Origin of the sequence: Trichloromonas sp. (assembly GCF_034006665.1) — a bacterium.
GTDB lineage: Bacteria > Desulfobacterota > Desulfuromonadia > Desulfuromonadales > Trichloromonadaceae > Trichloromonas.
The window spans coordinates 73,154-86,384 of the sequence record NZ_JAVESI010000011.1 but is presented as its reverse complement, the minus strand read 5'-3'; the positions used below and the strand labels follow the sequence as shown (position 1 = coordinate 86,384).

Below are 13,231 nucleotides of genomic sequence, written 5' to 3'. Positions count from 1 at the left end.
GTCAAAGATCGTCGCATGTAGCGGAACCCAGGAGGCCGTTTTTAGTTCACGCCACAATTCATGCCCCCGAATTCGCCCCTCAGAAAGGGGAAACCCGAGGTACGGGGGAAGAGCTCACGGATTCAGGCGTAGGCATCGCGTTCGATGATTTCAGACTGATCTATCATGGAATTGTAGTTTAAAAGCGTTATTTTTGACGTCAAAGACTTATTCATGATCGGATTTCGGCTTATGAACCGGATGAAGTCATGTCATTATTGACCATACTCAGTCTCTTATTCAAGAAAGGCCAGCAAACAAACGTTTTTCAAGAAGGTCGCAGAGGATATGAATGATAGTCACATGGGCCTCTTGTATATGCGGTGTGAAATTTACAGGTACACACAAGTTCACATCAACGATACCGGCGATGGTGCCACCGTCTCTACCGAGCAAGCCAACTGTTTTACAGCCGATGGTTCTGGCAGTCGCCAAGGCGTGGTAAACGTTTCCGGAACGACCACTGGTTGAGATTCCGATAACAGTATCCCCCGGTGCGGCGAGCGCCTCGACTTGACGCTTAAAAACTTCATCAAAACCGTAGTCATTACCGACGGCCGTTAAAATGGAAGTATCGGTACTCAAAGCAATCGCCGGCAATGCTCTCCGTTCGAGGATAAATCGCCCCACCAACTCAGCGGCAAAATGCTGTGCATCGGCGGCGGACCCGCCGTTACCCATGAGCAGAATCTTTTTCCCTTGCCTCAAAGTATCGGTTAACAACTGACAGCAGCGCTCGATGTCGTCGACCATTGAGTCCGCGACCATTGCCATGGTCCTGATGTGTTGTTCAATATGGTTCTTTATCAAGGCTTGCATCACGTTGGCTCCTGAATAGGTGGCGCTTTACAGACCGCTATCTCCGGTTGCCGAACCAATCTGTGGCGCAATTCATAGGCACCGACCAACCCAATGGGCAACCAGAAATATAGCCACTGGTGATTGGGACTGGCAATCGGTGTCTTGCCATCGGTAAGATTCCCCAAAACAGCAAACATCATCAAGGCAAGAAGGGTAACATCCCCAGTTTCACGAAAATAACGGATCGACCAGAAGATCGAAATTGCCAGAAGGGCCACTATTAAAACCAAAGCCACCACACCCCCATCGAGCATGGTCGCGAGGAACAAATTATGCGAGTGAGATGCGGGTAACGATTCTGCGATAAAAATTTCGGGTCGTGCCCCCCCAAAGCCGTAACCAAAGAAGGGTTGCTGCAAAAAAATATCCCAACTTTGCTGCCAGATACTTATACGGTAAGAGTCCGCCCGGGTAATCAAGGAGGTAAAATTGACCAGTCCGCTGAAATAAACCGTCATCAGGGGCAAGATGAACCCGACAAGTATCCAGGACAGATATTTTGGTGTGAATACAACAGCACAACAAATTAAAGTCACAGCCAATGCCAGAAGCGGCCCACGACTTTGGCTAAGAACCACAAACATCACAGCGGCAACGACTACCAGGGAATATTTGATCTTGTCCCTTAATTCGACCTCCTTTTTTACCAAAAAATAAAAAAAAGCAATTAAAGCCACTAAGGCATAACTATTACCAGCCATTATAGGGTTATCAAGCGTACCAATTCCAGTAATACGCTCACTAAGCTGATTAGTATCATAAAATAAAGCCATAGTGATACAAGAAAATACTCCAGCTAAAAAACAAGTATATCTAAAAAATCTGGGAACTAGATTCCAATTATTTTGAAAAAAAACCATAGTCAAAACTAAAAAAATGACAACTAAAAACCCTTTACGAATAGATTCATATGAATATTCCAAACTAACTCCATTGGCCCATAAAAGAGTTATAAACATATAAATACAAAAAAAAGATGTAACTAAAAAAATCTTAGAATACTTTATTTTTTTTATACATGATATATCTGTACTTAAAAAAAAAGGAATCAGTAAAAATAAATAAAAATAATTTCTATGCATTCTCGTAGAGAGAACAAAAAAACCAACTATAAATATTATGTATAACCATATAAAAATTTTTGATATTGTTTTGTTCAAAAAAGACAATAGCTTAATTTTTAACATATTAATTTTCTCTGAAAATAAAAAGTCTAATCAATTATAATTTAATTAAATAATCATAAAAAATAAAACATTTTATTTTCTGTAGATCCCAAGGAGATAAGCACTCCAAAGACGAGAATTGAAACGTCTTAAAAAAAGAAATCTGTCTGTAATGAAAATTCTTACTGGCTTGAACACAAAACGTATAATTTTATTTTTTAAATTCTTTACTTCACACCTTCTGTAATTTCTTGGTTCAAAACCACCAATATAATTTCTGAAAACAGTTTTAAGACCAAGATTAGTCTCGAAACTTTCCCAGTTTTTATAATCCATATTATTTAAATTATGCATAGAGAGTAACTTTGGCGCCAGTTGTTTGAGAATAACCCTGTTAATACCTTTGAAATTGGGAACTCCGAGAACAAGAATTCCGTCTTTTTTTAATAAATTCAAATGCCTCTTTACTACATCTTCCAAATCAATGAAATGTTCAATAAAACCACTTGAAAAAACAATGTCAAATTTTGGAAGATCGGACAAATCTTCAAAAAAATCTCTTTGAATAACGTGAACATCGAGGTTTAAAAGCTTGAAATTTTCACGTAGCTTTTGGCATCCGGCGTCGGAGTAATCCAATGCATAAGGTATATAACCAAACTCTCTCGAAAAGTAGGCGAGAAATTGGCCTGGTGCCCCACCTATTTCGAGAATAGTCAACCCTGGTTGCCTTGGAAGAAATTTTTCAAAAATCTTGATTAGTTCCAAAGTCAGAGGGCTCGCTTCCTCTTTCCGGATTTCCGCTGGCAGTTTAATCCGTTCCCAATTTTCATCCCAGTGTTCTTTGGTCGTTAGCTTATTGATTTCCATAAATACACCTGTTAGTTATGTTTCGTTTCCGCCCCCTACGCAGTTGACCAAGTTACACTGACTTGCTCACTGAGATTTCATCCTCCCTTGTTGGACGAAGACCAACTTTCAGATAGGTTGTTGAAACAGAAATGTCAAAAACGACTCAGAAACCGAAGTTGCAGAAAATATTTAGTGGCTCTATGAGGTGGCTCCGAAAGTGAACTTGCAACCTGATCTGCCTATTACATTTCTACAAGGCTTTTTCTCGTTCCAGAGAAGGAGCTACCCCAGGCTTGATTAAAAATCTGCATCTCGACATCGGTCGCACCGACACGCTGCAGATCGCGAAAAAAATGGTCCATATCCCGCCGTGCCGCATCTCGATTCATCTTTCCGAGGAACCGGCTGCCGTCGAGATCGACGAGAAAAGCTTCTGTTCCAGAAAGTCTTTGTCTCACCAGGATATTGCGCCAGTTCAGGTCACCGTGGACCAGACCGAGGCGGTGCATCCGGCCGATCAAGCCGCCAAGTTTCCCTAACATATTCCGTCGTCGTTCACCGGTAAATGTGGGCCAGGCATCAAGCAGGCTGACGGCGTTGTCGATTTGTTCAAAAAGCACATAGGAGCGGCCGAGCAGGCGAAAGCGGCGTTCTTCCAGACAGGCGAGCGGCTTGGGCGTCGGCACTCCCAGTTCCAGAAACTGCCAGCCGGCCCGCCAGGACTTGAGAGCGCGGGATGCGCGGAAGATATTTTTTATGCGATAGCCGACGCCGAGGCAATTATAGCGTTTGAGGAAAAGGGAGCGGCCGGCAAATTCAATCACGACCTTGTCCGTTGCCACGCTTTGCCAAGGCGAAACGACACTTTCCCCTGACGCAAAAAGATGGTCGGGATCGGGCAACAAAAGCTCTAGAAGTCCGCTATATTCCGGAATGGTAGCGAAATACGCGACAAACGGGCCGCGGCGTTGACGATACGATGCCGCTAATGGGTCGCCAATCATCGAGCCAGGCCCCTCTTCCACGCCCGCACGGCATGATCGAGCAAAGCGTCATCGCCTTCATGTTTGCGCAGATCCTTGAGGAACCGATCGTAATCCTTCCGCGCGCGTCGAAAGCTGAAACGCTTCAGCGCAACACTCCCATCCAAATCGACAAGCCTCGCGGTATCCCGCGATGGGATTCCGCCGACAAGGATATTATCCCATTTCAGATCACCGTGGAGCATGCCCGTCCGATGCATCCGACCCATCATTTCGCCACAGGATTCCACAAATTCAAATTTTTCTTTTTCAGCCAGTCCTGCCCAACGTTCCCGCAGGGTCAAGGCCTCTTCGACAAATTCCATAAGTACATAGGAACGTTCAAGTAACCGCCAGCGGCGCTCCTCTAGGCACAACAGCGGCACCGGAACAGGGAGGCCGCGCACCAGATAGTCCCAGTTGACCAGCCAGGCACGCAGGGCCCGGGAGCGGCGGAGGGCATTACCAAGACGATAGAACCAGCCGCGACAGTTGTAACGCTTGAGCACAAATTTCACGCCGGCAATCTCCACCACCCCGGCATGGGTGCGACTCCCCGGTTTGAGAATAGACGCCTCATGAAAAAGCCGGTCGGGATCGGGAAGCAGTTCCTCAAGAGCCGCCAAAGCCATGGGCGAGTGCTGTCGCAGAACCAGAAATCCGTGGCACTTTTCCCGAACAAACTCAGCATTGGAACCGAGGGAGCGCAGGGCTTTGCTCTGCCACTCATTCAATCTCTGGGAAGGAATGGAGGGAGAATCGTTGCCGGTGATCACGTCAGCTCTGCTTTTCCTGGAGGACTCGCGAAAAGACCGCGAGAGTTTCCCTCATGTTCTTTTCCCGGGTAAAAGGAAGGGCGGTGGTCCGCGCCGCCGCCCCCATGGAGGCGAGCGCCTCCCGGTTCAAACACTGGCCGAGACAATTCGCCAACTCCTGAACATCCCGAGGATTTTTCTGGACATACCCATTTTCCCCTAGGCGAATCAGTTCGGACGCCCCGTTTTCGGCGGTGGTGACGACCGCCAGACCGCAGGCCATCGCCTCCAGACAGACGTTGGAAAAGGGGTCGTATAGTGTCGGCAGAACCATCAGGTCGCCAGCGGCATAATATCTCTGCACCTGGGTCGTTTCGCCAACCAGATGCAACCGGTCGGCAAGTCCCAGGCGCCCGGCCAGTTTACGAAAAGGCGCCGGACGGCCTCGCCCAACCACGAGGATATGCAGATGGCGACCCTGGTCTCCCAATAAAGCGACCGCCCGCAACAAAACACTCAGGCCTTTGCGCGGCCAGTTGTTGGAAATATGCAGGAGCGCCAGATCGTCGTCCTGCAATCCAAGTTCGCGCCGACCCTCGCTTCTGAGTTCGGCCATCGTCTTGGGATTGAAGATCTGGTGATTGACGCCATTGTAGACCACGTCGATGCGATCAAGGGGAACCCCATAATAGCGTTGCGCATGTTCGGCGCAGAGGTGGCTGTTGGTAACGATACGCCGACAATCCCGGCCCGACAAAATGCGGCGCTCCAGATAGAGATTGCACAGATGCGTGGGATTGATCAGATAATTAAGCCAGCGCCAAGGGCTGAAAGGATAGCGAATACGCATCCAGTGCTTCTGCACCCCGTCCCCCATCCGATAGACATCCAGGGGGGCAAAACGCGCCAGGCCATAAACAACATCGAAGGAGTGACCTTGAACAGCGCGGACGGCACTGCGATGAAATCCGAAAATGCGTCTAAATGAGGGTTTGCGCGGCACCTCCAAGCGGTGCTCGGTCACCCCGGCGGGGAGATCGGCAAAACGCTGGGCAAAGGCGTGGACCTCGTGCCCTTCGGCATGGAGGGCAGTGGCCAGATTCACCGAAAAGCGTTCGAGCCCGCCGTGGGATAGGGAAAAGGAATGGCTGACCAAAGCAATTTTCATGTGCTCTTGTTGTCTCGCAGCGCCTGAAGCAGAACCGGGATGTTCGCCTGCAGGGAATAACGCCGTAAAACCTTATCCCGGCCCCTCTTCCCCATCGTCTGACGCAACTCGGCGTCGCCAGCCAGGGTGACCAGTCTTTTTACCCACTCTTCCTGTCGCACAGCCCAGAATCCTTCGATGCCATCCGTGACGATTTCTCGATTGGCCCCGACGGGGGAACAGACCACCGGTAGACCGACCGCCATGCACTGCAACAACTTGAAACCACATTTACCCCGGGTCCAGACGTCGTCGTTAAGGGGCATCAGACCGATATCGAAGGAGTGGAGGTCGTCGATCTCGTCCGCCGCCGACCAGTTTTTTTTGATTACCGGCAGATGGTCGAGATCGAAAAAATCATCGGCGACGATTTTCAAACGGAGATTGGACAGTCGTTGACCTAATTCCTCCAGGGCCGGCGCGATGTCGCGAAGATATTTGAGGGTGCTTCGGCTGCCGATCCAACCCAGAACCACCTCATTGCCGGAAGCTTGCCGAGTCTTGGGCAAATAGCGTTCCATATCCAGCGGCGTGGGGATGAGAACCGTCGGCCGCCCCAGGGCCAGTCCCTGTTCCTGCAAATAACCGTTACCGGCGATAAGCAGATCGGCGCGGCGAGCGGTCGCGGCGAAGCGACGCCGCTGGCGGGCATGCTGACGATCACTCGCTAGGCTGTCCTTGAACATGACCGCATCGTCAAAGTCGTAGACCAGGCGTCGGCTCAGTTTTTTTAGCAACGCGATCTCGAAGGCCGAAAAGAGTTTTTTTTGGATGAAGACGACATCGGCGGCCCGTACTTGTTTCAGCAATCGGAGCCAGTCACGCGCGACCTTGGAAACGGCGCGAATTTCATGGCGGATGCCCGCTTCGGCCAAGGCCGGCAGATATTGCAAAATCCGGTAGCGGGTACTGGCCTTGTCGAGCCGCGGTACGAGAAAAAGAATTTGCCTGGGCAGTGTCCCGCCGGCAAGGGCATTATCACTCACGAAACATGCTCCTTGCGGGCGAAGATGCTCATGCGGCTGGTTTTCCCCAAGGCGGCGAGCACAGCCACCAGCGGACCAAGGATCAGGCTTCGCACCAGAGAGCTATCGAGCAATCGAGACAGTGTCCGATTTTCCAGATAGGCGGCGGACTGAATGATATCGCGCTTGGCTTTCTGATGAATGATCTCCTCCACAGTGAATCCCGTCCGGCGCAGCAAAAGAGTCGCGGTCCTCGGAGAGAAATGGCTCAGATGCTGGGGAACCTGCAAGGTGTAGCATTTGTCCTTGAACAGGCGGGCTTCGAATCCGGAGATATCCGGAACGGACAGGATCAGCTGGCCATCGGCCCGCAGCAGGCGATGGATCCGCCGCAGCGCCTCGCCGGGATCATGGAGATGTTCGAGCACCATGCTCATGTGCACCACGTCGAAAAAACCGTCCGGGTAATCGAGGTCGGCGAAAGAACCGGCGCGTACCTGGGTCAGGCCCAACACCTCACGGGCATGACGCGCCGCCTCGGCGTTGAGCTCGATTCCATGCACCTCCCAACCGAGTTCCCGCATCCGTCCGAGGTAGCCGCCCCAAGCACAGCCGATATCAAGCAGTCGGCCATTCGCAACGAAATGCGGTACATGGGCCAGACAAAACTTCTTGCGCCAAAACGTCGAGGCGATCAGCTCAAAGGGCGCCGCCAAACGGGGCAGCAAGTAGCCAAAGCGGCGGGCCAGAACCGCCTGCTGCAAAGCCTTTTTCCAACCCTTGCGCGACCAGTTCCCCACTGTCATCCGGTTCGCTTTGGGCTGATAGTATTGAGCCGAATCGGGATAGAAACAGCCGATAGTCGCCGCCGTGGGACAGGGATTGGTGTAGATGAAACCACACTCGCGACAGCGCACCACATCGAACCGGACATCGAGACCGTTGTAGAGTTCCTTGGCCTGTGCAAGGTAAATATCGTAATCTGCCGAACCACAAAGAGGACAGGGAACGGTTTCCAGTTCGTACTTTAACTCAGATGCCGACATTCTTATCCCTTGTTTAATCGCAGCGCGGAAGTAACGTCCGGCAAACTTCTTCATACAACAGTTCGTATTGCCCGATCATCTTTTTAGCAGTAAAATTCTCAAGAACTCGGGTTCTGGCAGCTTCCCCCAGTACTTTTCGTTCAGCATCGGACAGTTTGGTCATTCGAATCATTGCCGCAGCCAGACTTTCGGTGTTTTCCGGATCGATCAATTCCCCTACCGGCGTCTCGCCAAAAATTTCCGGAATACCCCCAACTTGCGAAGCGATTACCGGCACTCCGCTGCACATGGCCTCGACCAGAGCCAGGCCAAACCCTTCCCGCAACGAAGGTAGTGCAAAAACATCCAAGGTAGCAAGCACTTGATCAATATCCCGACGGAACCCGAGAAACCTCACCCGCTCCGAAATCCCCAGAGACAGAGCATGTTCTTTGAGTTCCCGTTCGGCATCCCCGTCCCCGCAGAGCAACAGTACGCTTTCAGAACAACTCCTTAGGCAACGTCGAAAAGCCTCTAAGAGACGTAACTGGTTTTTAACCTTAGACAAACGACCGGCCGTACCGAACCAGAACTTGGCGTGGATGTCCGGAAAGAGTTCTTGCCTGAGATGTTCTTTATCACGAAGTTGCAGAAAAGGGGCCGGATCGATGCCATCATGAATAGTGACGACTTTGTCCGGTTGCAGTCCCCAATTATTCCGCAGGATGTCCTGTCTGACCCCTTCGGAGACACCAATCACCCTGTCGAGACGGCGGTAAATAAACCAGTTGCCGAACCGGCGCTTCCAAGAGTCGGCACTTCCCAGCCCATGCAGGGTGGCCAACAATCTGGGAGGTCGGCGCGCTATGCGGGCGGCGGCAACGGTGAGACCGATGGTCCGCTGCAGGTGGCAATTCACCACATGGATCTGTTCTTTATCGAAAATATCGACAATAAGTTTCCGCGCCCTGCTGTTCCAAGGGGAGATTTCGTTATTTCTCAGGCCGAGATAGTAGGTCGTGATCCGGTCATCCAGCGAATTTTTCCCATCCCTCTCCCCGCTTAAATAACAGACGACACAGCGAAAGCGCCGTTCATCCAGCCGCGCCATTTCGTTCACAAGCGCGTAGTCCCCGCCGTAGCGCTTAACAATCAATAACACGTTAATCATTGGCGAACTCAAGACCTCTCTCCGCCACAGGCGGGGAACGGTGTAGACGAAACCTGACTGGCAACGAAACACCACATCGAATCGGGCGTCGTCATAACGATTCCACACAGGGCAAAAAGCTAGCCGAAATGTCCCGCCTCATAGATGTCCGCATAAATAGTCGCATACTTACTGGTCATCTCTTTGGCGGTAAAGTGAGTGAGAACCTTACCCCGGGCATTACTCCCAAGACGCGAACGGTCCTCGCAGGAAAGACTAGCCAGAGAAAGCATCATTTCCGCCAAACATGCTTCATCCTTCGGGTCAACAAGTGCCCCGATCTCGGCATCACCAAATAATTCAGGAATACCCCCGACACGGGAAGCCACAGCGGGGAGACCAGAACACATGGCCTCCATCAGTGACAAAGGGAGACCTTCGCGCAACGAAGGGAGGACAAAAACATCCAAGGCCCGCAAGACCAACGGAACATCCCGACGAAATCCGAGGAAAACAACCTGCTCGGCAAGTCCCAATGATTTTGCGAGAATCCTTAACTCACCTTCAAGTTCTCCCCTCCCGCCCAGAAAAAGACGAACTTCCGGCTTGACCGCCACCACTCGAGCAAAAGCACGCAGCAGAGTTCGTTGATTCTTCACCTCGCTAAGCCGTCCCAAGGTGCCGAACCAGCAACCGTCACCGCCATTGGGAAGCAGCTCGCGCCGGGCGGCCGCTCTGGAAATATCGGCAAGAAAAGGAGTCGGATCGATGCCGTTATGGATAGTGACAACTTTGTCCGGCTTCAATCCCCAGTTCTTTCGCAGAATGTCCTGTCTTACGCCTTCGGAGACACCAATCACCCTGTCGAGACGGCGATAAAGAAACCAGTTGCCGAACCGGCGCTTCCAGGAGTCGGCACTCCCCAGCCCATGCAGGGTGGCCAACAATCTGGGAGGTCGGCGCGCTATGCGGGCGGCTGCAACGGTGAGACCGATGGTCCGTTGCAGGTGGCAATTCACCACATGGATTTGTTCTTTATCGAAAATATCGACAAGAAGTTTCCGCGCCCTGCTGTTCCAGGGGGAGATTTCGTTATTTTTCAGGCCGAGATAGTAGGTCGTGATCCGGTCATCCAGGGAATTTTTTCCATCCCGCTCCCCGCTCAGATAACAGACGACACAGCGAAAGCGCTGTTCATCCAGCCGCGCCATTTCGTTCACAAGTGCGTAGTCACCGCTGTAGCGCTTGACGATCAATAACACGTTAATCATCGGCGAACTCAAGGTTTCTCTCCCCGCCTACGCCTTCGAACCGCCAGTTTCACGTCATGTCGGGCAATGCGCCGGGTTTTGCTGATGATTTTTCGTACCAGAGCTTTGTCGGCCGAGGACAGATGGCATTTGCCGAGATAGGCCAGAAAAAAGCGCATGCGATCGGCGCGCGAGACCCCGCCGGTGAAATCGGCGGAATAGTTGAGCTGTCCCAGATCCTTGACCCGATACCGCCCCGGCACCCTGGCCCGGCGCCCGACCCGTTGCAGGTCGATGAGATAGAGGGTGCCGGCAGGGCCGAGGTAAAAGTGGCTGAGGTAAAAATCCTGGTGGTACATGCCGCTACCGTGAAGCTTGCGCGCCAGGTCCGCCAAGGCCAGGGTCAGGCGGCGTTTTTCCTGGCGCGCCGCTGGTGCGAGAGGAGATATGAACTCCTTCTTGAGCACGGCATCGAGCGGAATCGCGTCGTAGAGCTCTTCGGTCAGGGTGAAGGAGGCCAGATCGAGTCCGAGAATGGCGCATTCCCCCATGGCCATCGGCGGCACAGTAGGAATACCCGCCTCCCGCACCGCCTGGATGTTGCGCCACTCGATCAGCGCCCCCCGCGGCGGCCACTTGCCACGACTGAGGCTTTTCCAGAACTCGACCCAGTGAAAACGGTTGCGCTTGAGATAAAAGGCCTGTTCGCCCAGTTGCAGACGGTACACCGAGCGTCCACGCTTGTGACAGACGTGACTGCCGCCGGCGAAATCCATGAAATCCCGAAACCGGCTCAACCCGTTCACAGCCAGAAGCGGCAGAACGTCGGCTTCCACCTCGATTTTTCCGCACTGGAGCATCCGGCTCATGATTTTTCCATCCCCAACCGGGCTAAGACCGCGTCAAGCACCTGCTTGACGGTGATCCGCCCGCCGCACTCGGCATCGCGCTCGCAGGCTTTTTTGAGGCAGGGGGAACAGGGCAGAGCGACTTGCAGGCGGACGTGCTTCTCGCCACGCGGGCCGTTGCGTTTGGCGTCGGTGACGCGGTAGATGGACACGGTCGGAGTGTCGACGGCTGCGGCGATATGCACCGGACCGGTATCGGCGCCGACGACCAGATCGACCCGACTCAACAGGGCGACCAGTTCCTTGAGATTGCCGCGGGGCCAGATCACCGCCCGTTCGCCGCTTGCACTGAAAATCGATTGAGCCGCTTGCCGTTCCTCGTCGTTGCCCCAGGTCAGGATTGGGCGGATGCCCCGCTCCGCGAGATGCGCGGCCAAGTGTTCCCAGGAGGCGAGGGGCCAGAGCTTGGTCGTCCAGGTGGTGCCGTAATGCAGCACCACCAGAGGCCCTTGGCTCAGCCCTTCTTCCGCCAGCAGCGCCTCGATCTTTGCCAGGGCTTGCGCATCGACGGGAAGCGGTCCGGCCAAGGGGGCGGAGCTGCCGCCGGGAAGACCGGCCCGGGCCAAGGCCAGGGCGCGGGCACTGACGTGATGATCGGCAGCGGTCAAGGGTACGCGGCGATTGGTGGCAAGGAGGTTGGGCCACTCACGGACGCCGTCCCGGGCGAAACCAACCCGCCGCGGCGCGCCGGAAAGCAGGGTGAATAGGCCACTTTTACTGTTGCCTTGCAGGTCGAGGACGAGATCGAAACGCTCCCGGCGCAGGGCGCGGATCACCCCGAGGGTGCCGGCGACGGCCTGCTTCCAGCCCTGACGTCGCCAGGCTTTCATCTCCAGCGCATGCACCCGGCGGATCAGGGAATGCCCTTGGAGAAGCGGCGCGAAGGATTTTTCCACCAGCCAGTCGATTTCCACGGCTGGATCGGCACTCTTGAGATAAGCCAGAACCGGCAGGGCATGGACCACATCCCCCAGGGCGCTGATCTTGACGATAAGCACCTTCATCGCTTCAGCAGTTCCTCGGCAGCGGCGAGCACATCCGCCACCTCGATCGCTTCCATGCAGCGGTGATCGGTGGGGCACTGGCGCAGCAGGCAGGGAGCACAATCGACGGGCTTGCGGACGATGCGCGCCCGCTCGGACAAAGGCGACGTGGTGGTGTGATCGGTGGGACCGAAGACCGCCACCAGCGGCACGCCGAAAGCGGCGGCGACATGCATCGGTCCGGAATCGTTGGTAATCATCAACCGACAGCGGGAAAGGAGAGCCATCATCTCCCGCACCCGGGTCTGGCCGATGAGATTGAGCGGTTGGTGCGTCATGGCCTGTTCGATGTCCCGGCCGATCTCCACCTCGCCGGGGCCGCCGGTAAGCAGCACCCGCAAGCCGTGGGCCTCGGCCAGCCGGTCGGCGACCTCGGCGAAGCGTTGCGGAATCCAACGCTTCGCCGAACCATAGGCGGCCCCGGGGTTGACGGCGAGCCACTCCCCTTCGCCGAGCCGCGCCTCAGCTTGGGCGATCTCTTCGGCGGTACAAGCCAGGTGCAGGGGGCCGGCCTCGCCCACGATCCCCACGCCGGCAAGCATGCGCAGGTAATAGTCGGTGTGATGCAGGCGTTTTTCCGCTTCGCCGACGGAAACCCCGTGGCTGAGCAGCAACCCACGGCCGTCGGTGCGATACCCGGCGCGCCGGGGAATCCCCGCCAGAGTGGCAAGGATCGCCGCCTCGACAGCGTTCTGCAAAAGGATAGCGAGACCGAAGCGCTCGCGCCGCAGCTCAGCGACGAACCTGAGAAATCCCCCTAGGCCCTGATGTGCTCCTTGGCGGTCGTAGACCAGTACCCGGTCGCAATCGGGATGATAGCTGAAGAGCTGTGCCACCAACGGGTTGGCCGCCACCACGATCTCGGCGTCGGGAAAAAAACGACGGACCACGCCCATCGCCGGGGTGGTCATGACCGCATCACCGATCCAGTTAGTGGAGCGGATCAGAATCCGCCGGATATCCTGGGGCTCAATCACCTTCAACAAAA

13 protein-coding genes are annotated in these 13,231 nt (G+C 54.0%); all 13 read right to left on the bottom strand.

Features of this window, described 5'->3' with window-relative positions; all coding sequences use genetic code 11:
- Positions 1 to 279 precede the first annotated feature (279 nt).
- Positions 280 to 858 carry a D-sedoheptulose 7-phosphate isomerase gene (locus RBR25_RS06630; RefSeq protein ID WP_432818760.1) on the bottom strand — a complete coding sequence of 193 codons (579 nt, stop codon included), beginning with the start codon at positions 856 to 858 and terminating at the stop codon, positions 280 to 282.
- Positions 858 to 2,087 (bottom strand): O-antigen ligase family protein, encoded by a 1,230-nt coding sequence (locus tag RBR25_RS06625; RefSeq protein WP_432818755.1) that lies wholly within the window; start codon positions 2,085 to 2,087, stop codon positions 858 to 860. The genes RBR25_RS06630 and RBR25_RS06625 overlap by 1 nt, the downstream gene beginning before the upstream one ends.
- 72 nt (positions 2,088 to 2,159) lie before the next feature.
- Positions 2,160 to 2,936 (bottom strand): class I SAM-dependent methyltransferase, encoded by a 777-nt coding sequence (locus RBR25_RS06620; RefSeq protein WP_432818754.1) that lies wholly within the window; start codon positions 2,934 to 2,936, stop codon positions 2,160 to 2,162.
- Between the two features lie 224 nt (positions 2,937 to 3,160).
- Complete coding sequence (locus tag RBR25_RS06615; RefSeq protein ID WP_432818753.1) at positions 3,161 to 3,922, bottom strand: lipopolysaccharide kinase InaA family protein; 762 nt, start codon at positions 3,920 to 3,922, stop codon at positions 3,161 to 3,163.
- Positions 3,919 to 4,716, bottom strand: coding sequence for a lipopolysaccharide kinase InaA family protein (locus tag RBR25_RS06610; RefSeq protein WP_432818752.1), 798 nt, complete (start codon positions 4,714 to 4,716; stop codon positions 3,919 to 3,921). Before RBR25_RS06610 ends, RBR25_RS06615 begins: the two co-directional genes overlap by 4 nt.
- Before the next feature lies 1 nt (position 4,717).
- Complete coding sequence (locus RBR25_RS06605; protein ID WP_432818751.1) at positions 4,718 to 5,863, bottom strand: glycosyltransferase family 4 protein; 1,146 nt, start codon at positions 5,861 to 5,863, stop codon at positions 4,718 to 4,720.
- Complete coding sequence (locus RBR25_RS06600; protein ID WP_432818750.1) at positions 5,860 to 6,888, bottom strand: glycosyltransferase family 4 protein; 1,029 nt, start codon at positions 6,886 to 6,888, stop codon at positions 5,860 to 5,862. The genes RBR25_RS06605 and RBR25_RS06600 overlap by 4 nt, the downstream gene beginning before the upstream one ends.
- Complete coding sequence (locus tag RBR25_RS06595) at positions 6,885 to 7,913, bottom strand: class I SAM-dependent methyltransferase (protein WP_432818749.1); 1,029 nt, start codon at positions 7,911 to 7,913, stop codon at positions 6,885 to 6,887. The genes RBR25_RS06600 and RBR25_RS06595 overlap by 4 nt, the downstream gene beginning before the upstream one ends.
- Before the next feature lie 13 nt (positions 7,914 to 7,926).
- Entirely contained in the window at positions 7,927 to 9,075 is a 1,149-nt protein-coding gene (locus RBR25_RS06590; protein WP_432818748.1) for a glycosyltransferase family 4 protein, read from the bottom strand.
- Between the two features lie 107 nt (positions 9,076 to 9,182).
- A complete protein-coding gene (locus tag RBR25_RS06585; protein ID WP_432818747.1) occupies positions 9,183 to 10,325 on the bottom strand; it encodes a glycosyltransferase in 1,143 nt (380 codons plus the stop codon).
- On the bottom strand, positions 10,322 to 11,161 hold the full coding sequence (locus tag RBR25_RS06580; protein ID WP_432818746.1) for a lipopolysaccharide kinase InaA family protein: 840 nt from the start codon (positions 11,159 to 11,161) through the stop codon (positions 10,322 to 10,324). Before RBR25_RS06580 ends, RBR25_RS06585 begins: the two co-directional genes overlap by 4 nt.
- Positions 11,158 to 12,204 carry a lipopolysaccharide heptosyltransferase I gene (gene waaC / locus RBR25_RS06575; RefSeq protein ID WP_432818745.1) on the bottom strand — a complete coding sequence of 349 codons (1,047 nt, stop codon included), beginning with the start codon at positions 12,202 to 12,204 and terminating at the stop codon, positions 11,158 to 11,160. Before waaC ends, RBR25_RS06580 begins: the two co-directional genes overlap by 4 nt.
- Positions 12,201 to 13,220: a lipopolysaccharide heptosyltransferase II gene (waaF, locus tag RBR25_RS06570; RefSeq protein WP_432818759.1), complete on the bottom strand. Its 1,020-nt coding sequence runs from the start codon at positions 13,218 to 13,220 to the stop codon at positions 12,201 to 12,203. The genes waaC and waaF overlap by 4 nt, the downstream gene beginning before the upstream one ends.
- Positions 13,221 to 13,231: the final 11 nt, after the last annotated feature.